The 21505-nt window shown below is 58.2% G+C and carries 28 protein-coding genes; 10 read left to right on the forward strand and 18 right to left on the reverse strand.

The window, feature by feature from the left end:
• The first annotated feature begins 41 nt into the window (after positions 1–41).
• Entirely contained in the window at positions 42–827 is a 786-nt protein-coding gene (locus MTX36_RS22580) for a purine-nucleoside phosphorylase (protein ID WP_243621886.1), read from the forward strand.
• The gene (locus MTX36_RS22585) at positions 824–2404 is read left to right on the forward strand and encodes a phospho-sugar mutase (RefSeq protein WP_243621887.1); all 1581 of its coding nucleotides are present in this window, start codon (positions 824–826) and stop codon (positions 2402–2404) included. The genes MTX36_RS22580 and MTX36_RS22585 overlap by 4 nt, the downstream gene beginning before the upstream one ends.
• Before the next feature lie 12 nt (positions 2405–2416).
• Here the strand turns inward: MTX36_RS22585 and upp are convergent, their stop codons facing one another.
• Positions 2417–3040: a uracil phosphoribosyltransferase gene (gene upp, locus MTX36_RS22590; RefSeq protein ID WP_243621888.1), complete on the reverse strand. Its 624-nt coding sequence runs from the start codon at positions 3038–3040 to the stop codon at positions 2417–2419.
• An 85-nt stretch (positions 3041–3125) separates the two neighbouring features.
• On the opposite strand from upp, the gene MTX36_RS22595 reads away from it, so the two are divergent.
• From MTX36_RS22595 to MTX36_RS22630, 8 genes are all read left to right on the forward strand, one after another.
• Positions 3126–3440 carry a type VII secretion target gene (locus MTX36_RS22595; RefSeq protein ID WP_243621889.1) on the forward strand — a complete coding sequence of 105 codons (315 nt, stop codon included), beginning with the start codon at positions 3126–3128 and terminating at the stop codon, positions 3438–3440.
• Positions 3437–4462 carry a C40 family peptidase gene (locus MTX36_RS22600; RefSeq protein WP_243621890.1) on the forward strand — a complete coding sequence of 342 codons (1026 nt, stop codon included), beginning with the start codon at positions 3437–3439 and terminating at the stop codon, positions 4460–4462. Before MTX36_RS22595 ends, MTX36_RS22600 begins: the two co-directional genes overlap by 4 nt.
• Before the next feature lie 29 nt (positions 4463–4491).
• A complete protein-coding gene (locus tag MTX36_RS22605; protein ID WP_243621891.1) occupies positions 4492–4647 on the forward strand; it encodes a hypothetical protein in 156 nt (51 codons plus the stop codon).
• Positions 4648–5088: 441 nt separating this feature from the next.
• Complete coding sequence (locus MTX36_RS22610) at positions 5089–5640, forward strand: hypothetical protein (RefSeq protein ID WP_243621892.1); 552 nt, start codon at positions 5089–5091, stop codon at positions 5638–5640.
• Positions 5641–5710: 70 nt separating this feature from the next.
• Entirely contained in the window at positions 5711–6034 is a 324-nt protein-coding gene (locus MTX36_RS22615; protein WP_243621893.1) for a hypothetical protein, read from the forward strand.
• A 256-nt stretch (positions 6035–6290) separates the two neighbouring features.
• Entirely contained in the window at positions 6291–6563 is a 273-nt protein-coding gene (locus MTX36_RS22620) for a hypothetical protein (RefSeq protein WP_243621894.1), read from the forward strand.
• A gap of 863 nt (positions 6564–7426) precedes the next feature.
• Positions 7427–8287 carry a helix-turn-helix domain-containing protein gene (locus MTX36_RS22625; RefSeq protein WP_243621895.1) on the forward strand — a complete coding sequence of 287 codons (861 nt, stop codon included), beginning with the start codon at positions 7427–7429 and terminating at the stop codon, positions 8285–8287.
• Between the two features lie 115 nt (positions 8288–8402).
• Entirely contained in the window at positions 8403–8870 is a 468-nt protein-coding gene (locus MTX36_RS22630) for a hypothetical protein (protein WP_243621896.1), read from the forward strand.
• A gap of 154 nt (positions 8871–9024) precedes the next feature.
• Here the strand turns inward: MTX36_RS22630 and MTX36_RS29960 are convergent, their stop codons facing one another.
• The 17 genes from MTX36_RS29960 to MTX36_RS22705 all read right to left on the reverse strand — a co-directional run bounded on the left by MTX36_RS29960 (position 9025) and on the right by MTX36_RS22705 (position 21504).
• A complete protein-coding gene (locus MTX36_RS29960) occupies positions 9025–9156 on the reverse strand; it encodes a hypothetical protein (RefSeq protein WP_279394917.1) in 132 nt (43 codons plus the stop codon).
• A gap of 92 nt (positions 9157–9248) precedes the next feature.
• A complete protein-coding gene (locus MTX36_RS22635) occupies positions 9249–9404 on the reverse strand; it encodes a hypothetical protein (protein WP_243621897.1) in 156 nt (51 codons plus the stop codon).
• Positions 9405–9691: 287 nt separating this feature from the next.
• On the reverse strand, positions 9692–10972 hold the full coding sequence (locus MTX36_RS22640; RefSeq protein ID WP_243621898.1) for a polysaccharide deacetylase family protein: 1281 nt from the start codon (positions 10970–10972) through the stop codon (positions 9692–9694).
• Between the two features lies 1 nt (position 10973).
• Positions 10974–11285, reverse strand: a complete 312-nt coding sequence (locus MTX36_RS22645; RefSeq protein WP_243621899.1) for a hypothetical protein — start codon at positions 11283–11285, stop codon at positions 10974–10976.
• A gap of 580 nt (positions 11286–11865) precedes the next feature.
• Positions 11866–12147 (reverse strand): hypothetical protein, encoded by a 282-nt coding sequence (locus tag MTX36_RS22650; protein WP_243621900.1) that lies wholly within the window; start codon positions 12145–12147, stop codon positions 11866–11868.
• Between the two features lie 7 nt (positions 12148–12154).
• On the reverse strand, positions 12155–13030 hold the full coding sequence (locus tag MTX36_RS22655) for a collagen-like protein (RefSeq protein ID WP_243621901.1): 876 nt from the start codon (positions 13028–13030) through the stop codon (positions 12155–12157).
• A gap of 74 nt (positions 13031–13104) precedes the next feature.
• On the reverse strand, positions 13105–13551 hold the full coding sequence (locus MTX36_RS22660) for a hypothetical protein (protein WP_243621902.1): 447 nt from the start codon (positions 13549–13551) through the stop codon (positions 13105–13107).
• 68 nt (positions 13552–13619) lie between these two features.
• Positions 13620–15008 carry a phage tail repeat domain-containing protein gene (locus tag MTX36_RS22665; protein ID WP_243621903.1) on the reverse strand — a complete coding sequence of 463 codons (1389 nt, stop codon included), beginning with the start codon at positions 15006–15008 and terminating at the stop codon, positions 13620–13622.
• 2 nt (positions 15009–15010) lie between these two features.
• Positions 15011–15676, reverse strand: a complete 666-nt coding sequence (locus MTX36_RS22670) for a hypothetical protein (protein WP_243621952.1) — start codon at positions 15674–15676, stop codon at positions 15011–15013.
• A gap of 310 nt (positions 15677–15986) precedes the next feature.
• A complete protein-coding gene (locus tag MTX36_RS22675; RefSeq protein ID WP_243621904.1) occupies positions 15987–16160 on the reverse strand; it encodes a hypothetical protein in 174 nt (57 codons plus the stop codon).
• Between the two features lie 26 nt (positions 16161–16186).
• A complete protein-coding gene (locus MTX36_RS22680; RefSeq protein WP_243621905.1) occupies positions 16187–16441 on the reverse strand; it encodes a hypothetical protein in 255 nt (84 codons plus the stop codon).
• A gap of 45 nt (positions 16442–16486) precedes the next feature.
• Positions 16487–16609: a hypothetical protein gene (locus MTX36_RS29965; protein ID WP_279394918.1), complete on the reverse strand. Its 123-nt coding sequence runs from the start codon at positions 16607–16609 to the stop codon at positions 16487–16489.
• Positions 16610–16842: 233 nt separating this feature from the next.
• A complete protein-coding gene (locus MTX36_RS22685; RefSeq protein WP_308198241.1) occupies positions 16843–17721 on the reverse strand; it encodes a glycoside hydrolase family 19 protein in 879 nt (292 codons plus the stop codon).
• On the reverse strand, positions 17721–18218 hold the full coding sequence (locus MTX36_RS22690) for a M23 family metallopeptidase (RefSeq protein ID WP_243621907.1): 498 nt from the start codon (positions 18216–18218) through the stop codon (positions 17721–17723). Before MTX36_RS22690 ends, MTX36_RS22685 begins: the two co-directional genes overlap by 1 nt.
• 11 nt (positions 18219–18229) lie before the next feature.
• Entirely contained in the window at positions 18230–18841 is a 612-nt protein-coding gene (locus MTX36_RS22695) for a DUF2744 domain-containing protein (protein WP_243621908.1), read from the reverse strand.
• A 9-nt stretch (positions 18842–18850) separates the two neighbouring features.
• A complete protein-coding gene (locus tag MTX36_RS22700) occupies positions 18851–20530 on the reverse strand; it encodes a phage tail protein (RefSeq protein WP_243621909.1) in 1680 nt (559 codons plus the stop codon).
• Between the two features lie 14 nt (positions 20531–20544).
• On the reverse strand, positions 20545–21504 hold the full coding sequence (locus MTX36_RS22705) for a hypothetical protein (RefSeq protein ID WP_243621910.1): 960 nt from the start codon (positions 21502–21504) through the stop codon (positions 20545–20547).
• Position 21505: the final 1 nt, after the last annotated feature.

Below are 21505 nucleotides of genomic sequence, written 5' to 3' on the forward strand. Positions count from 1 at the left end.
CACTCTACGAACCGACCCGACTCGCCAGTAGGGTTGCTCACATGGGAACGATCGCCGAAGCCGCTGCCGCCGCTCTGTCCGCCATGACGGGAAGCCCGTCGCCGACCGTCGCCGTAGTCCTCGGATCCGGATGGACCGACGCGGCGGACCAGTTCGGTGAGCCCACCGCCGAAGTATCGATGGCCGACCTCCCCGGCTTTGCTCCGCCGTCCGCCCGGGGACACGTCGGCACCATCCGCACCGTCACCGTCGGCAACACCAACGTGCTACTCCTCCTCGGGCGCGCGCACGCGTACGAGGGCCACGACCTCGGCGTCGTCGTCCACCCCGTCCGCACTGCAATTGCAGCCGGCGTCGACACGGTCATCTTGACCAATGCGGCCGGCGGTATCCGGGAGGACTACACCGTCGGGCAGCCCGTTCTGATCAGTGACCACCTCAACCTGACCGCCCGATCGCCGTTGGTCGGGGCAGAATTCGTCGACCTCGTCGACGCCTACTCCCCCGAACTTCGTGATTTGGCCCGGTCCATCGATCCCGATCTTGCCGACGGTGTGTACGCCGGGCTTCCCGGTCCGCACTACGAAACTCCGGCCGAAATCCGGATGCTGCGCACACTCGGAGCCGACCTCGTGGGCATGTCGACGGTTCACGAAACCATCGCGGCCCGCGCACTCGGGGCGCGGGTTCTCGGAATATCCATGGTTACCAACCTCGCCGCCGGAATCACCGGCGCTCCGCTCGACCATCAAGAAGTGCTGGCTGCCGGCAAGGCATCTGCCGCCCGAGTGGGAAAGCTGCTGCACCAATTGGTCAGTGAACTGTGAACCAGGCTGTACAGGACTGGATCAACTCGGATCCCGATCCGGCCAGCCGGGCAGAACTGGAGAGTTTGCCCGAACATGAGCTAGCCGAACGGTTTTCATCACCGTTGACATTTGGCACGGCCGGATTGCGTGGTCCGGTACGCGCCGGCCCCCACGGCATGAACCTTGCCGTCGTCATTCGCACCACCTCCGGACTCGGAGCTTGGCTGAGCGCACACGGCCACGGCGGATCCCGCGTCGTCGTCGGCCGCGACGCTCGCCGCGGTTCCGAGGCATTCGCTACCGCTGCCGCAGAAGTCCTCACCGCGGCCGGGTTCGAGGTAATACTCCTCCCCCGCCCACTTCCCACTCCCGTTGTGGCATTTGCGGTTCGCCGGCTCGGCGCCTCCGCCGGAATCCAGATCACCGCCTCCCACAACCCGGCGACAGACAACGGCTACAAGGTGTATCTCGACGGCGGATCCCAGCTGGTTTCACCGGCCGACCGCGAGATCGAGAACGCGATCGCACGAGTCGGCGGTGCGTCGAGCGTGCCGAGAACTGCAGTATCGCCCGTCGACAATTCCCTTGTAGCGCAGTACATCAGCCGCCTTGCGGCGCTTCCCCACGGTCATGCCCGCAACATCCGCATCGCACTGACAGCACTCCACGGCGTGGGCGGGAAAACTGCGCTTTCGGCACTTGCGGCGGCCGGTTTCACCGACATACACGTCGTAGCAGAACAATTCGACCCCGATCCGAATTTTCCGACTGTCACATTTCCCAATCCCGAAGAACCTGGTGCGGCCGATGCGATCTTGGCGCTCGCCGAGCAGGTGAATGCAGACATCGCGATCGCACTAGATCCCGACGCCGATCGATGCGCCGTCGGGATACGGGACGGCGACGGATGGCGGATGCTTCGCGGGGATGAAACCGGAGTGCTCCTCGCCGATCACGTTCTCGCCACAGCACCACCAAACTCCTTGGTAGCAACAACAATTGTGTCGTCGACGCTCCTGTCGAAACTGGCACCGGCGCGCGGAGCGCGGTTCGCGAGCACTCTCACCGGATTCAAATGGCTGACCCGAGCCGGCGACGGCCTCGTCTACGCCTACGAAGAGGCCATCGGACACTGCGTCGACCCCGACGTCGTCCGAGACAAGGACGGCATTTCCGCTGCCGTCCTGGTCTCCGATCTGGTTGCCACGCTTGCCGAAACCAACAGAACGTTGCTCGATGTGCTGGGCGATTACGCCCTCGAATTCGGCTATCACCACGGGGACCAGGTTTCGCGCCGAGTGGCTGACATCAGCGCAAGGATGAGCCGACTACGAGCCAATCCGCCGGTCGAACTTGCCGGCGAAAGCGTCCTCGTCGAAGACCTTTCCCTCAACGACCAGGGTTTGCGCACCGACGCGATGATCTTCACCGGAGCTACGACGCGCGTCGTCGTCCGCCCGTCCGGAACCGAGCCCAAACTCAAGGTTTATCTCGAAGTCGCAATTCCGGTGAACAATCGCAGTGAACTCGCCGAAGCCCAGGCCGTAGCAAAGGCCCGGGCTGAAAAGCTCCGGGCCTTCGCAATGAATCTGTAGAAGCAGTCGCTACTAGCGCGGCCCGAACTGCCGATCGCCCGCGTCACCGAGGCCCGGAACGATGAAGGCGTTCTCGTCCAGGCCGTCGTCGATACTGGCCAAAACCAGACGCACCGGATGGCCCGACGCAGCCAGAGCGTCGACACCGCGCGGCGCCGCGACGACGCACACCGCCGTCACGTCGGTAGCGCCGCGAGCGACGAGTAGGTCGATGGTGTGCACCATCGATCCGCCGGTGGCCAGCATCGGGTCGAGAACGAATACCGGGATTCCCGACAGGTCGGCAGGCAACGATTCCAAGTACGGCACCGGCTCATGGGTCTTTTCGTCCCGCGCCATACCGACAAAGCCGACACCAGCCGACGGAATCAAAGAACTGGCCTGCTCGACCATGCCCAGACCCGCACGAAGAACCGGGACCAGCAGCGGAGGCTTCGCCAGACGGATACCCGTCGTCGCTGCGACCGGGGTGTCGACGGGGAATTCCTCGACCTCGGCGTCGCGCATCGCCTCGTAGACAAGCATGTGTGTGAGTCGACGCAGGGCCGACCGGAATGTCGAGTTGTCGCTGCGCGCATCACGCATTGTCGTCAGGAGGGCCGCTGCCAGCGGATGGTCGACCACGTGCGTTTGCATGACTAGAAGGATAGTTGCTCGGGAACCGACAGCGCTTGCGCGGCGTCCAAGAAAGGGAGACAAGCGCAACCGGGGGGAAGAGAAGTTGGACAATTTTGTAGCTCGTACCGAGGATATTTCAGAGTTCGGCTCACGACTGGGCGTCGTCGCCGACACCATCGCTCAGGCACGGGCCGACGCTGCCCGCAACAACCACACCGGACTCAATGCAGTCCTGGGGTTGATCGCCGAAGACTTCGTTCGTGTCACCGGGGACGCGCAACGGACTCACGTCGACGACCTCGACCGGCTCGGTGCCGTCATTTCCAGCGTCTCGGCAGCCACATTCGACGCCCATGACCTCTACCGAGGAACCGATGAAACAGTTCGCCGGACCATCGCAGAAGCGGCGCGAGCATGATCCCCGTCGACGCTCTGGCCCGGCCGATCATCGACCTGTTGCAGACGCTCGGAAGTGGAGTTACGGATTCGAACGGCCCCGATGTCGGAATCCGCATCGCGTCGGACGTCCTGGAAATCGCCTACCAATTGGGCTCGGCTGCGCTCGGCGAACTTGCCGGCGGCGGAACATCCACTGCCGGAATGACTGCAGCGAGCACGATTACCGAGCAGACGCAGGCATCCACTCGCGCCCTGACCGATCGTGGGACATCGATAGCCGGAATTGTCGACGAAGCGACAACAACGGTGTCGTCCGGCGTCAACGAACTGAACAACATCCTTCAGTCGTTTCTCACACTCGCAGTGCAAGCCGGACCGTCCTTGATGACCCCGCCCGGCCAGTTGATGCTTGTTTCGGCCGCATTCGAACATCTCGGTCGAGCGATTTCGGTCGTCGAGAGGATGCGCGGCGACCTCGCCGGATCCACCGACAAGATGTCCGAGATGGTTCCGTCGGTAGCGATTCCCGACGCTGTACCGGGAACCGGACCAAGCGTGTCGACTTCAGACGCCGTCATGGCGCCGCGAAGTTCGGATGCCGGGCTCCAAATCGACCTTCCCGACGGAACCGTTGCCTCGGCCCCCAACGCGGAAGCTGCCGCCGCGGTACGCAATGCCCTCACTCAACAGGGCGTTCCGTACGCCTGGGGCGGCACGACACCGGGCGTCGGCCTGGATTGCAGCGGGCTGACGCAATGGGCGTACGGCCAAGCCGGAATCGACATTCCGAGGCTGGCGCAGGAACAGAGCATCGGCAGTCCCGTCGATCAGAACAATCTCCTGCCCGGTGACCTCGCAGTCTGGGACGGTCACGTCGCCATGGTGATCGGCAACGGCCAGATGGTCGAAGCCGGCGACCCCGTGAGCGTCAGTCCGGTCCGAACTTCCAACATCGGCATGGGCTTTCACGGGTTAGATGTCAGAGTCTCACTGTCTTCAGATGAAGACGGCCCCAGAGAGTGCTACCAACACTCGATCTGAGGCCTCGGACCAGAGGAATAGGACTTCCCGTGAACCGTAGCAACATTGTATCGAGCCCTACCGACAAACTTTCCACCAGCGAAAACCTGCGTGAAGCTGCCGCCGTTTTCGCCATCCTTGCCACAACCTACGCCGTTGTCTACGGCGTCCTGAAAGCCCTCGTGGCTCTGGGTTGGTGCGCGTAACTCCTACCGGGTTCGTGGTGACGCTCAGACCGTTCCGGCCCCTGTAGGTCACCACTCCCCCGTTCGATCTCCTGCGCCCGAGAGCCATTTCGGGTGGGCCAGCTAGCCCCTGGTGCCGTCTCCCGTTGATGGGAAGAAGCAACCATTCCGATTGAATCCAGCCACCTGTTGAAGGCGAGCCCGGACAGGAACCGCGTGGCAGCGGTAGTGCTGATTCAAACATCCCGGCCTCGGCACCATGCGATTCATTTCCGTAGGTGCGGACCACACCGACCGATCGGCGACCAATCGACCGACCGAGCATCAGGTGAGTCCTCGTTCAAAAGCGAACGGGGAACGCCCTTCCCTCCTGCTCCCTGCACTCCCTCCCGAGTCATCGATTGCAAGCCTCCACAACACTTCTCAGCGCTTGATAGCGCCACCTAGACATGGAGTAACCCCATGACCTCAGTCCCGTTCAACAGCCTCGACATCGACATCGACGGCAGCTACCTAATCGAACACACCAAAGCTGCAATCACAGATTCCACACACAAGATCGAGATCACCACGAACAGTCACATCTCGCCTCTGCGCGGAAACAAGCCGACCGTGTACCTGTGCCAGACACACCTCAAGTCCGGCTCGATCGGCGACATCGAAATGAACCTCCCCAATGCCGTCAAGTTGCTTGAGGAACTTGAGAAGGCTGTGCAGATCCTCGAAGCGCTAGATCCCGACAATGTCGATGAGGACGATTCCACCCCTCCCGCGACGACAGAGACTGCCGAGCCACGGCCCGAAACTCCAGCTGCCACTGAGAAAGTTGAACCTTGGGTAGGCGTAGAACCGCAGAGCCTGAACACGTTCATCAGCAACGCAAATAGGACGACGCCGGCGGCGGATGCTGCGGCATGCACGGCATGGATGGCTCGTGCGAACCCCAGCCTGAAACCCGACCAGTTGGCGATCTTCTACCGATGGGCGGAACGGGCCCTGAATCCAGCCTCTTGACGCTCGAACTTTTGTTCGATATGTTACCAAACAGTGATGTTATGTTCGAACCCGAATCGAAAGGCTTCCCATGACTACCGCCACATACGGCACCATCGAAAATGACCACACCGACACAAGCCTCGTTGTCGGGCACGTCGGCGCAGACGGAATCTTCCGCGACATCCTCGCGCCCCGACGAGTGCACAGCCTCCACGTATCCGACCCGTCACTGAAGGTGTCAGAGAAGGTAATCCGGGATGCCGTAGTGGATGAACTCTCAGCACACGGCTTCGTTGCTGTCACAGGTTGGATCCAGCACAGCCCGATCGACGTGTTCGTGGATGCTGACGTTGCGAGGCAGGATCCATTACCAATGACCCGTTGGTCTGCTGAGGTAGCAATGGCCAGCTAGTTCCCCATCTCGTACGAAGCACCCCACCTATCCATCACGGCCAGGTGGGGTGCTTTGCCCCAAAATGACTCACGCTGAACCAAAATGCAACACCCACAACATTATTGAGTCACTCGCAACCACCTTGGCCAACCTTGTGGGATCGCGCAAAGTTGCTGGTCAGGAAGCATCTGCCCCAGACGTCGAGGATGTGACGATAAGCCAATTTCAGACCAAACAGTCTTAAATGTCCGAGTCATCTGATAACAATCACCACATGAACCCCACACACCCCGGCATCGTCACCGGCCTAATGACCTTCTCAAGACTCACATTCGCACTCGGAATCATCACACTGCTCATCGACATCGCAAACCCTCCCGAAATCTGCGTAACTTACAGCCAATGCGTCACAGGCGACCCCAATATGCGCGGACTCTTCCTCATCGCATTCGGCCTCATCGGCATGATCTCCGTATTCATGGCCGACAGGAAAATACGTAACCTCCTGATCGCCCAGTACGAAGAGGAAGAGTCTTCGACCCCCTAACGTAGAAAAGCGGGCACTGATCCGAAGGCCAAAGCCCGCACCCTCCGCCAACCGTCCCGGCAGCGCCTGCATCACCGATTTCGTATCGAGCCTGAACACACTGTTAGTTTTGCATCTCGTACGAAACCCCACCCAGCCATCACGGTTGAGTGGGGTTTTATCATGCCGTGACCGCACCGATCTGGTTAACGTGGCTGGTCAGGTCAGGATGCGGAAGCTTCCCACATCCGGGAACCTTCCGCGATCGAAGCAGAAGCCCCCCGACTGACTCAGCCACCCCAGAAGACATTCAATCCACCACGTGAGAGCCTTTGCCGCCGAAAAGGATTCGACGGAACATGCGAATCTGATTTTCAGTCACAGGAGGAACGTCCGAAAACTGGGCTTCAAGCCACTCCTCCATATCTGCCTTATCCTCTGCGACCCGCTCTTCGGCAGTTTTCCGCTTCGCCATATCGATCCCACCCCTCGCCGAAACGCATCATGACTGTGACCTTAAGCCGAATTCAATCTGGACGTGCCTCAATTGCCCGAACTCAGTCAGCACAAGAGTTGGGCGTCCCGTTTCATTCCTCTCGGGCATTCACGTTGCTGAAAAGGATTCTGCGAAACGCCCTGATCTGACCTTCAGAAAAAGGTGGCGCATCCGACAACTGTGCTTCAAGCCACCGATCCATATCTGCCCGATCGTCAGCGGCCCTCTCATCCGCAGTCCTCCGCTTAGCCATATCGACTCCCATCTCGTCACCAAGTTCGCACCACTGCACCGACTACGCCAACCCTACAAAATCCTGGTGATCGACACGCGAATACACAAGAATCACAACGAAGTTGGGCAAAATTAATCCCATATATGAGACGAGTTGATCGTCGCACAAACATTCGATACCGTGCACGCAAATACACACGCGACATGGAAGTCGAAAATGCCGAGAGCCAAAGCACCCAAAGCCAACACGACAGTCTGGCTGACAGCCCAAGAAGCCGCCGACTACGTCCAGCGCCACCGAAACACTGTGTGCCTCGCAGCGAAACTTGGCGAACTCAAGGGCTACCAGAACAAACCCCACAGCCGCTGGTCCTTCACCACCGAGGACCTTGACATCTGGATCCGGCGAGGAATACCCACTGGAGTAGCTTGGCCGACAGACCAGTCCTCGTGGCTGACGAGCGACGAGGCAGCCGCCTACGCACGCAGCAGCAGAAACACAATCACCCTGGCAGCAGAAGCTGGACGCCTGATCGGATACCAACGCAAATTCAAATCAAACTGGAGCTTCCTCCACAAGGACATCGACAGCTGGATCTCCCAAAACTCTACCCTCAGAACCACTTCAGACCCACGGAGATGGCTCGTCGTAGCTGAAGCGGCGGAAATCGCACGGTGTTCGAAAAATCAATTGACCATCGCGCTACAGACCCACGAGCTGCGCGGATTTCAACACAAACCTCGGTATGGGCGTTGGATCACTGATTACGAAGACGTAAAAATGTGGGTTAGCGGAGGTGAGCAGACCAGCGGTGTCTTCATCACCCCAGCGGAAGCTGCCGTACGGGCAGACTGCGTTCGCGAAGACGTCTACAAAGCACTGTGGGCGTCACGACTCCGTGGATTCCAGCAGGGCACTCTCAGTTTTCCACTCACCTATGGAAGTCGCCGGCGCTGGCTGATCGATGAAGTGGACTTCGAAACATGGCTAAAAAACCGAACCCCAAATGCGTAGCCACTGAATCAATCCTCGGATCGGAAAACCAAGAGTACGGTCAAGTGCCATGTCCATTGCTTCTGAGGCTAGGATTCGGCAGAAACATCATCCGAATACAGGCAGTAGGAGAAGTATGCGCAAGGTCGGCTTGTTCACAGTTTCTACGTTAGTCTCGATTAGTGCCCTCGTCGGTGGTGCAGGTTCGGCGTCGGCCGCGCTGGACACGAGCCCGGATGCCATCACTTCGACCACAACAGTCAATGGAATCAACGTTGTCGTGGCAATCGACAACCAGTCCGGCCAAAATGCTGTTTGCGATATTTACGGCGAGTTGGTCGGCGATACCGAACGCAAGAAGGCTTTCGAATCCGGCGGCTGGACCGTTCAACACAATGTCTCGTACAGCTACGGTTGGGACGTCGCGCCGGGCGAATACAATGTGTACTGGGCCTGCTGGAATAGCTACGGAACCCCGAAACTCATATGGGGTTCGGATCACCGACGGGAGCTGTCATTCCCGTCTGAGCCTGGTCGCATAACAGTAAGTCGACCGACGAACGACACAGGTTCGCTTGGGTCTCTGTCCATCTTCGGCAGCTAGTTTCCCTAAACGCAGAATAAGCCCCCACTCCTCGGAAGAGTGGGGGCTTTGTCAGTTCCAGCGTGAGGTTTGCGGCATCGGTTTAACGCACGATGGTGTGCGTATGGTTTGCCCGCAGCGGAGGCAGAAGAAAGTTGACGGAAATCCGTCAGGTTTAAGCCGCAACAGACATACCCAAAGTTTCGCACACCAGTTCGAACAGTGCTACCGTGAACACGTTGGGCGGGAGACGGAAGGGAAGCCGTCGATGATCGCCCACACCACAACTGAATAGTCTGATGGCCATGCACGTTTTCCTTCCGGTGGGCGTGTGTGGCCATTGGCATGTGAACGCAAAAATGCCCCCAACCTCGGAGTGAGATTGGGGGCTTGATGCTGTCAGCCTTTCGGCGGCGGCATGACGTAGATCGCTTCGGGCTGCTTCAACGGGATGAGGTCGGTGTCGGGTGAGTCTTTCCACCTGTACGCCCACGAGCCGTCAGCGAGCTGAATCGTTCCGGGTTGACCTGTGTCCGGGTCAGGAGTGAATGCCATACCGCCGATTGTTCCAGATCCAACCCGGGCAATCCTGGGCGAACGAGAGACCTAAGTCCTGGGTATTCCGACTGTCCGGCATGAGATGCTTCGCGGTATGAGTGAAATCGGATTGCGCATCCTTCGTCTTCAGAAGGAATTCCTTGACCGTGGAGAGGCAGAGTGCACGGCAGCCGAGTTCAACAAACCGGAATGGGAACCTCGGAACGAAGACGTTATTGCCGCCGATTATGCGGCCGCACTACTTGAGCTACTCGCTACGCACCCAATCGCTCAATGACTAAGCCTTACAGGGACGCATTCCGCACCTGATCCATCGTCCGCACCGCAACCCCAGACGCCGCAATGTAATCCACAAGCGCCAGATGATCGGCAGTTGCCACATCATTCGCGCCGACCTTGGTTGTGAGTACGTCGTGGAATACGAACACCAACCACGATTTGTTTGCAACCGCCCGGTCCACTTCAGCTTTCATCTGCGCGAGCGTCAGATTCCCCGGATTCTGTGCGTAGATCCGCGTCGGGATCGACGGGTTCTGCTGCTCGTCCGCGCCGGTAGCGGAGAAGCGGCCCAACGCGAGACGCCCGGTGCCGTAAAACTTGCGGAGGTCGAACTCGGTCGCTGCATCTACCGTTCCATTCGGATATGCGAACGAGGATGCGGCGTATCCGCGGGCCTGCTGCCACGCCCTCAGTGTCGTGAACTCAGCCACTCGTTCCGCAGAGGTCATTCCGGTCACCGATTGCACATGCTTCGCATACGTCGAAGCATGCGCCCCAATCTCCCAGCCGCTAGTGAACGCGAGCGCATCACACTGTGCCGTCGTGAGATAACCGGCCTGCCCGAACCGCTCCAAGATCGGAAATAGCGTGCCCGCGAAACCGTACTTGTCGAGGTGCGGTCGGACGACGGTGTACGCCGAAGCGAACGTGTCATCGTACGTAAGTGACACAACACCGCTCGGAAACAGTGGCACCGGATCGGGCATCGTCTCGAGACGACCCAGCCGGACTGTCGCAGGCACGCTGCGATCATTGACCAGCACCCGAATGTTGGTCAACGACCCACGGACAGGTGAGCCTGTCGCGACCGCAATCGACCACGGCAACGAGATCGGAACCCACTCGCCCGCCTTGAATGGTCGCTGAACTTCGGGGATGCCAGCGGAAGAGAAAAACGATTCGAGCGTGTAATAGCTGGTGAAAGCGGGCGCATCCGACAGCATCACGCGAACACGGTTCAGTGTGTCCGGCGCATCCACTTTGACCCACAGTCGGTACATGCGTCCGACAGGAATCGCCGGGATGCCCAACTTCTCCACGATCGTTGACGCGCCAGCACCAGCAGTTGTGAGCCGTACCGATTGCGTGCCGAATGCGAATGCGGAGGTGTCATTCAGGTTCGATGTACCGCCGCCAGCGTTCTGCACAGTCCAGCCGTGGCCGGCCTCAAAGTTTGTGACGATGGACGTGTCTTGTCGACCGAATCGGGGCACACTTCCCTGCCCGAGTGGGGCAAACTTTTTCGCTGCGTCCGCTTTGGCCATGCCGAGGGTTACGGGGTCCATGTCAGCTCGCAATCCCGGTCAGGTTGCCTGAGCCGTCGTAGGTGTAGGTGCGTGTTTCGCCTGAGCGGGTGTCGGTGTGCACCGAGCCGTCTGGGTTGTAGGTGTATGTCGTTGTGATTCCGGCTTCTGTGACTGTCTGTACGTTTCCGTTGCCGTCGTACGTGATTCCGGTGGTGGCGAATGCCGGCGCGTAGGTGCTGTTGCCCACGTCGAGTATGCGGGCATCGACAGCCGTCTTGGTTGCGGTTTCTGTGGCGACTAGTTGCGCTACATCTGCGTCATCGATTGCGAGGGGCGGCAAATCCCAGGACACTGTAGACCCATCCGTCAAATGCACTGTGCCATCAGGATCTATCGCCGCAATACCTGCACCCGGATCGCCTGGTGCGCCCTTTGTGATGAGTACACCTGACACGGATGCGCGTGACACTGCTGTGGATAGGTTGAGCGGCGGCATCTTCCCTGTCTCGGGATTAACAGGCACCATCGGTACAGGGCAAGTCACAGTCGGTGAACCTGGCCAATCGCCACGGAACGAGTATGTCCACGAATTGTGGGGTTCAATGTCCGGGTCATCCGTGCAGACTAGGAATGCGCGCATCACGCCCTCAGCATCCAAAGTCACTGCATCAGAACGGGTTGACAAAGTCAGTGCGGGATCGACACTGTTCACCACCACCTGACCGGCAGCAGGAGTGATCGTCACCTTCCCCACCTGCGGCACAGAAGTAGCCGTGCCATCCTCCGGTGTCAAAATGAGTTTTTGGTTGGGCCAGATCACTTCTCGGCGGTCAACCCCACTCGGGATGGCTGCGGTCATAGGTACTCCTAAAGTTTTTGGGCGTAAGAAAACCCCCAACCTCTTTGCGAGAGTGGGGGCTTGGGCATGCGGGCTATGTGCTGAGTACGGCTTGCACTGCGGACAGGATCATGCCGTCTGAGATGACACCTTGATCGAGTCCAGGCTGCTGCACGTCTGATGCGATGGCGCTGGCCCATGCTTCCGGCCAGCCGGGTTGTCCTGCTACACGGATGGCGTTGCGGGTGGCCCATTCTCGTGGACCTCCACGCGTGAACATCGGGACGGGTGGGAGGGTTTGTGTCGCGGCACATGCCGTGATCCTGGCGACGATGTCCGAGTTTTGGCTCATTGCGTGCTGATCTGCGTAGGTCATTATTCTCCTAGGGGTTGTGCCAGGTGAGTGTGCCGTCCGGATGGCGGACGAGATACAGGGAGTTTGGCTCTGTGGTCGGTGGTAATTCGGTCACGACATAGGTGTTTTCGATGCCGAGTTCCCTCAGCATTAACCCGACGGTGCCTCCACCCATCGCTAGACCTACAGCCACGTCAAGCGTTTCGTCTACGGTCAGTCCGACTTCCACAGGGACGCCATCTTCTGAGCCAAAGTCCGGCATTTGCGTCGACCACATCAGCGGCGCTTTGCCGTCAAGTTCGTCCGCGATCTTGCTGCTGGACCAGGTGGTGTCGAGTCCGGTTGTGCCGTCATCAATCCCAGCGCCACCGCCGCCGCCTGAACCGGGATCACCCTTCTCGCCAGGCACGCCCTGAATGCCCTGAACCCCTTGAATGCCTTGCGCCCCAGACTCGCCAGGAACACCCGGCGGCCCCTGCAAAGTGAGTACACCACCCACAACAGGCCGCGACACCACAGACGTCAAATTCAACGGCGGCATCCGACCAGTCAACGGATCAACATCCACCAACGGCACAGGACACGTAACCGCAACCGCACCAGGCCAATCCCCACGAAACGTATACGTCCAAGAATTATGCGGCTCAACATCAGGATCATCAGTACACACCAAAAAGGCGTGCATCCGACCATCCTCATCCAGAGTGACTGTGTCAGAACGAGTCGACAAAGTAAGCGCCGGTTCAACACTCGTCACAATGACATGACTAGTAGCCGGCGTAATAGTGACTTTGCCGGTTTGTGCGACTGTCGTGGCCGCACCATCCGCGCCCGTCAAAATCAGTTTCTGGTTCGGCCAAATCACTTCGCGCCGATCAACACCGGACGGAATTGTTGCCACCATAGCGGCCTCCTAAAAGTTTGTGGCACAACAAAACCCCCGACCTCACGCAGAGATCAGGGGCTAGTTGCGCAAGGTCAGACGATACTCAGGAAAGTGCCTTCATCGACCCTGTTGGCAGTGAAGGCAGAGTTCGCCCAGAATGTGAGTTGGTCACCTGCCGCCACCGTGACAGTTGTCGGGTCAAGGGTTAGCGACATCACGCCAGACACCGTGCCATTCCCAGACTTTGAGGCTAAGACCGTGGCACCCCTTCGGATCTCCATCTGGTAAATTCGAGTGTTGTAGTTCGAAGCAAAAACCACTTTCGCATTCAGCACCGCACCAGATTTACTGCCAGCAATAACGAGCGCATTCGATGTCACAGTGCTGTTTGCGTCGGCCGTCCATCCGGCCACTTGCGTCATGCCCTGTGGGATTAACTGATTCCCGGTTTTAGTCATGCCCTGCGGCTTGAGCGCCGAATACACTGCCTTCCAAACGCTTCCATCCCACACATGCGAAGACGCAATCTGCTTCCACACGCTGCCATTCCACACAGCCCTACTAGTGACCTTCTTCCACGCCGTGCCATTCCAGACGGATGCTGGCATTACGCCTCCGTCACATGGAAGACCGCGCCAACGAATGCGCCCGAACCAGGCAGAACAGTCCCATACTGCTGCGCATCACCACGCAAAGCAGTCGTAGATGTAGAGCCGAGCGCAAGATTCGAGGTGCCCTTCGCCGCCAACGCAGCATCCAAACCAGTCACCTGCGCAGTCGTATGCGTATGAGTCGCCGCAGCCTTGCCATCCAATGCAGTCTGCAACCCAGTAACATTGCCAATCGAATGAGTGTGCGCAGTCGGAGTACGCGCATCAACCAAACGCCCATCAGAACCCTGAACAGCACTATCCGCCCTATCAAGAGACGCCTGCACAGACGTACCAAGCTTCAGCTTAGTGACAGCGCCATCCTGAACCTTCACAGTCGAAATCGCGTTATCCGCCACCGAGCCCGTCGCAATCTCATCAGCAGCAGCCTCAGCCCGATCCGCCTCAGCAAACGCCCGATCCGCCTGCGCCAACGAAGCAGTCGCAAACCCGCCCGACGCCGCAGCACTAGCCGATGCCGCACCAGCCTGCGCGCTTGCAGTGCTCGAAAACTCCTCAGCCTGCACCTTCGCAGCAAGAGTCGCATCACGAGCAGTAAGCACCGCCTGCCGGTCAGCCACAACAGCCGCAGCAGTCACATCAACAGCAGCCTTCGCAGCAACAGTATCGGCGCGAGCAGCATCAACCTGCCCCTTCGCAACCAACGTTGCATCCTTCGCCGCAACCGAATCCACCTTCGCAGAATCCGCCGCACCCCGACTCACAGCCGCAGCAGCAGCATCCGAAGCCGCCTGAACCAACGCCGGCACAGTCACCTTCGGAAGCGCAGTACTGTCCTCCAACCCGAACTGCAACTGATTGCCACTAATCGCAACAGAATTGACAGACAAGCCACGATCCCCACGGAACGCAGCACCCGCACCCACATCAGGCCAACCAGCCGTACCGTAAATGTAAAGCAGCCCATCCGTATTCACCACAAACGCCGTACCAAGATCCCAAGGACCAGGCCCCAAATCGGCATACGTAGGCACCGAACCAGAAAGGTTCACACCATCGCCAATATCGCCCTTGTCGCCCTTAACGATCACCTTATGCTCAGCGATGATGATCTCTTCAAGCTCAAACAGTCTGTGCGTACCCGACTCCGGGATCATCACATCATAAGTTTTGTTCCAACGCTGAGCAGAAACCCGCACCCTACACGGGCCAGGATCCAACGCAGGAGACGACATCACACCATTCACAGTTCGAACAGTCACCTCACGCCGCGTAATCACCCCCGTACCATCAGAATTCGGTCGCAACGGAATCCCACAAAACAGCACACTCACGTCATCAGGCATCAACGCAATATCGGCAAAGTTCTCAACAATAATAGTCACATCTACCCCTGACCCGTATCCCCAGTATTGGTATTACGCGAAATATGTTTCACCGTAAGACGATTGAGAGTCGGCCCACCAATAACGCCGCGACCCGCAGCGAGGACATTGATGTAAACCTGCACCTGGTAGCCCGCAGCAGGCACCACCACAGAGGTGACATCGAGAGACGAAAAAATCTCCTTGTCTTCCATCCTGGTGCGGGACCGAGAAAATATGGACCCATCTGGCCGCAGCACCCGTATTTCCCACTCTGTCACTCCACCTAATCCGGTCCAGTCCACCCAGATTTTGCATTGAATGTCCCACAGGCCAAGGTCATCGAGAATGATGCGGCCACCAGAAAGATGACATTTCTTCATCGGCCCAATCTGATTCGTGAAACTAAACTGCCCTACCGCCGAGATCCCAGCCGACGTGTTCGCATACGCCGACCCGTAATCCTGCAGCGGCGACAACAGTCCGACCTCGTTGTTTAGGTCCAGTTGGCCATCACGAATCTCCTCAATCGGATTCTTCAAATTGATCTTAAACTCGTCTTGCGCGTTACCGAACTTCGACTTCACGCCGCCAGACATTTGCGACATAGCGTCCGATTCAGTCATTGCTTGCCACGCCGCAAACCCGCCCGGACCTAACGAGCCAGCCGGCGAACCACCACCAGGCATACTCACAACACATCACCCCCAGCCCGCTCACGCCGCTGAATACACACCAACACCACAGTCATCCACACCAACGAAACAAAACCCAACCCATACAACACAATCCGAATCACATCCCGACCCGGATACCCCGACGAAGTCACCGCCGACAACGACACCTGAAACAACACAGTGCACATCAACGCATTCGCCGGAAAAAACACGCGCCCAACCTCATTCGACCACCAACGAGACCGAACACCATAAAACAATGTGAACACACACATCGCACCCGTAAGCGCAACCAACAACCAATTACCGGCATCCCTCAACATCACCGGCCCTCCATACTTGCCCGCATCAGCTCACCAAAACCATTACGCCGCAACTCCTTCTCCACCCCGCCCGACACACGAGCAGCATCACGACGCTCGCGCTGAGCCTCAACCAGGCGACGCTCACCAGACACCTGCAACAACCGAGCCTCATCAACGCCAGCAGTAGCCACACGGCACCGCCTCTTCCACGGCCACATCATGTGACACCTGCCGCACGCGGACTTTCCTGATTAGCGCGGATCGCCTCCAGAATGTGTGTCGTCAATTCGCCCGACACCTTCTGCTCCGAAATCGTGGAAGCCTGCGTAGCAGTGATCTGCTGTTCAGTTGTCAAAGCTCCACGCAAGTAACTGATTTGGTAGTCACGATCTGCGACCGCCTCTTTATGTGCTGTGCCGGTGACCAGTACGCCGCGTGCGAGCATCATCATCACTATGAGGAGGATGCCCACTACGCCGATACCTTCTAGTGGTAGCGCCGACAAAAGCCCTTGCATCTATCCGGTGCGGCGGGATCCGAGTTGCAGTTCCAACTGCGCCCGAATCTGATCGACAGTCGGCGCAAGATTCGACTGCACCTGATTGGCTGCAGCGATGCCCTGACTGATCACATCGTTCACTGTTGGCAACTGTGTGCCACCAACAAACACCGTTGAAGTCGCCGGAGTCTTCGTAACATTAAGCCCCGCAAGCAAGGTCGCCACCGAGCCAAGACCCATAGCGACATACGTCAGAATGTTGCCCGACTGCCCCTCAGTAAGGATCCCGGCAAGGACCAAACCTGCAAGAATCAGACTCGCTGCCCCATAAATCGCAAGACGGATCTGCGGAAAAGACTGCACAAACTTCAACATCACTTACCCCCAACAGTCTTGACCAACAGTGCAACCTGCTCAGTCAACTTTTCGACAGCCTTCTCCGTGCGATACGCCGCAGCATCAACCAGCCGCAAATACGTCACCGCATCAAACGAGACCTCAGGATTGATCAACGACGGCTGAGGAGTCGTCAGAAGTTTGAGCGTCTCGCCCACAGCCTCAGGCAAAGTGTTGTCGCGCAGAGGATCCTGCTTCGACTTCCCCAAGAACGGCCAACCCCTCCCCTCAACACCAACAAGCTGATCCTGCACAAGTTCCGGCACACCCATCTGGGCACCTCCTACTGAAAGAATTTTGGGAAGAATTGCGGCACCCGCATCACCTGCGCGATACCAAAAAGCACGCCGATCATCAAGACCATGCGTGCCACCATTAACAGCACGAGTCGCGCCAAGCAGATCATCATTGTCTGCGAACCCGTTCATGTTTCGGGCGACAGTCCAATACCAGACTGCCCCGAGGAATCCGTAAGTCGGATTAGATAATTCGGTCGGATTGTCCACGAAGTAGGTCGGCGTCGGCACGTAGCCTTCGCTGTGCGCCCACGCCGAAACCTTGCCGTAGTTGTAACGGCCAGTGATCTGAATCGGACCGCGCCCCTTGAAGCGGACACCATCGCCAGGCTGTGTGTTGCCCAGGTCAGTACGCCACTCATACTTTTCGCCGGAAGCGATCTCTTCCATCCACTGCAGCCCGCCAGACTCATGCCCAATCTGCGCGCACCACATAGTTGCCCGACGCTCCGAAGTGCAACCAGCCTGAACCATCGCCGCATTAAACGCCGGACACAACTCCTCATAGCGCGCCGGCGAAACACGGTTACCCATCACCTTTGCAAGTGTCTGTGCATCCATTACGTCACCGGCCCAATCAACTGCTCAAGAATCGGCAACCAAACATCACGAGTTGGCGCAACCGGTTCCGGCATCTTCTCGTTCGGATACCTCGCACCCGCAAGCCAAGGCTGAGGATCAAGACGATTCGACCCCGGAGGCGACCACACGAAACGGTGCACCTCAAAATGCAGATGCGGATCAACACCACCATTAGTGGAAGAGTTCGGATTGATATATCCGATGCGCTCCCCCGCCCGCACCCACTGCCCCACACGAACCTCAGGGATAATGTGCCCATAGACAGTCAGCCCAGCGCCAGCCTCAACGGGATGGTCAATGTTGATCCACTGACCAAACCCCGACGCAGGACCAGCAGCCGTGACAGTGCCATCCTGCGCCGCAAAGATCGGCCTATTCGCCGAACCCCCAGCGCACCCAAAATCTGCACCCCAATGAGTGGCATTCCAGCGGGAACCGAAACCAGAAGTCACATAGAAATCGTTCTCGACAGGCATGCATCGACTAGTCATTGACGGATCCCCCTCGCCGGCTGATTCGCCAACAACGCATTGATCCGCAACTGATCCCGAATCACCGCACACCGATTCCCCGGAACACTCGACTGCGCACCCTTCGCCGGCACACCAACCTCAGCGCACACCGCCAACACATCAGCCGACGTAGCACCAAGCCGCTTAGCCAAATAGTGAACCTTGATCTTCTCCGGCCACTTCGGTGGTTCTGACACAGCCGCAGGCGCTTCCACCACATTCGGCTCCTCAGGCTCCATCGCCAAAGCCTGCCGGCGAACCTCATCCGACATCACCTTCGACAACGACATAATGTCAATACCAGGACCAGCATCCACAGGCGGATGATCCTCCCAAACCCCGGCAGCAAACATCGGCGAAATATCCCCAGACAGGGGCGGGTTATACCAAGTGACCTGCTCACCAATACCCGGACGGGCACCGCAATCCCACAGTCGCTCCGAGATGTCCATGAAATACTCGACCGGCCACGGAACCACAGCGCCCTTCATGCCAGGCAACGCCATCAACATCCACAGAAACGCTTCACGCGGATTCTCCGGATCACAATTCTCTCTCGTAGGCATCTCGCCCAAAGTGAAACCCATACCGCTCCTTCAGAAAACGCCCTGCGTAGCCAGAGCGGACATAGCCTTCTCGAGTTGTTCCATCGCCCGCTGCGCAGGATCCCGCAAAATCGAGTTATCGCCCACAACAGGCACCCACTCAGGTGGCGTATTTTCGTCCCACGCCAACACAATTGAGCGGATCCGATCCACATACATGTCACCAGTCCAGTCGCCAGTAACTTGCGCCGAAATCCTGTCCGACAGCCACACATGACCTTGGCCTTGGTCGCCAATCAGCCAAGGTGAACCGTCCAAGATTGCAACCTCATGCGCGAACCTTGAGCGAGTTGCCCAAAACCCTTGCCTCAGAACCATTAGCGACGACAGCGTATAAGCCTTGTCCGCGCCGTCCTGGAAGTATTCGTAATACCGGGACCAGCCAGAGTTTTGCGCCCGCTCAGTCGATTTCACAGACATCCAAGCGCCAAGCGTGTCCGTATACAACGGCTTCAACACCGCATCCGCCACACCACCCATCGGTGGCACGCCCGGAATCATCGCCGTCAAATCCCCCACCATTTGCACAGTGGCACTCAATAATTCGTTGATCCCCGGGGCTGAGTGACCTCCGCAGTTCACCTGAATGCCCTTGGCGGGAATGCGAGTGAACTTCGATGTTTGGATGCCCGTCTCATCACCCATCAGATAGGAGACGTACGGGGCGACCTTGTTGGTACTCTTCTTGCCCGGAACCGAATATTCAGACGGCATATTCGTGTCGTTAATCAGCGACTCAGTCGAATCAATAAAGTCGGATGCGAAATCAGCGACCGTGCGCCGGAAACCATCCCACTGATTGCCGCCATTCGCAGTGCCCGTGTAGTAGCCGGACTTGTCCACAATGTCGATCACCAGGCAGCCGTGACGCAAGTTCGCGCCAGGCCACGGAGGCGGATCCCCCTCCAAGAACCTGCGAGTCACAATCGACAACTCGGCATCCTCCAAGATGGGCTGCGCGACATCAAGCCACGTCTGCCACCTCGAAACCACCAGCCCCCAAAGGATTCCCTCATTCAGATCATCCATGAAACTGTGCGGCATCACCGCCACAGACCAATTTGACATGTTCAAACCGGAAGTCCAGGAAGACAGTTTCAGCGGATCATCAGGCAAATGCCAGATCGAGGTTTGTTCACGCATAACTTGCAGAAACAGGCTTGTGAGGAGCGCCCAACGCGCACCCCCTGCGAGCATAAATACTCGCGGAAACTGCACTGCCGCAGGCAGGAACGCGTTCGACCAGATCTGATACCACTTCAGGTTTTCGACGTCATGCAGAAACCGTGCAACCAAAACAACAGAGCCATCCTCGCGGGACTCAACCGACATATCCTCAAGCCGGCCAGCCCAACGAGCACCATTCTTATCGACCGTGATGTGTATGTTGCGTTTCTCGCCGCGAGCCATACGGCCCTTCTCATCCCACATCCAACGAGCGGTGTAATGATCGAACGGAACCTCAATAACGCCTGATCCGGTGTCGTTGTCTTTCCACTCAAAGTTGCCCATGTATTCGGCGGCAATCTCACCCTGCCAATGCCATTCCCCGTCCCACAAGCGGACTAGCGGAGGCTCTAAACGTTGAAGCGTTTCGCGGCGTTCCTGCTCTTGTGTTGCCGCCCAAATCTGATTACATCGCTCTAGTAGCGTCCCCTCAAGAACTGCCATCTAGCCACCCCATTTCACTCTAAACCCCATGGACGGCTCCACAATCGGGGCATACGCAACTGCACCCCAGCGCCCGCAGACGCCCCAGAAACCGACACAGGAACCCTCGTCGGCGGCGTATACGGCGGAATCGCATACAACATGCGCTTCCCATTCGTACGACCAGCAATATTTGTATTCGCAAACGACCGCACCGGAATCTTCATCCGCGACACATGAACCGTCGCCCCACCACCATCAGCAGACGTGATCGCCGGAACCGTATACAGGCGTTCCGAATCGTCACGGCCAGACTTGAAATCGACACCAGGCACACGCGCATACTCCGGGCCAGTCCACGAAAAGTCCGGCAACTTGAAAACGCCTGTACCGTTGCAAATCCAGTCGGGTGTCATTGGCTGGTCAGTCGGGTTCGAGATCCAAACAAACCCCGAACCCGAACTGCCAGACGTTAATTCCCAATGCGCCGGATGCTGCTCCGAACCCATGTAGTCATCCTCAAACCACATGGGCTGCATCGCCGCAGTCAACATCGGCGCAACACCACGCTGCATCAACAGCGGATCAAACTCAGACTCAAACCCAATCGACTCCGACAACGCCAGACGCAAACTCCGCGCCCCCGACAGATCAGTAGTGATCTCCATCCGCGCCAACTGCGCATCAGGATTCCACGGATCCAACTCATACGAAAACGCTTTCCGCACAGCTGAATCCCGCGACTCCCACCAATCCGACTCGCTGCCATGAACATGCAGGCCGAACGACACATCCCGGATCATGTACTTTTTGCCGAGATAGTTTCCGCCAACCTGACGGGCACCCTCCCTGCTGAAAGTTTTCACCGGGGCGTCATAAAAGCCCTTCATGTCCGTAGCGAGTTCAACACCTTGCTCGCCTTGACCTTCGCCCGCGATGCGCATGAAACTTCCATCCGCACCGTGAATGTCGATCGTTGCTTCACGGACACTCAAT

This window comes from Rhodococcus sp. ARC_M6 (assembly GCF_022810305.1).
GTDB lineage: Bacteria > Actinomycetota > Actinomycetes > Mycobacteriales > Mycobacteriaceae > Rhodococcus_F.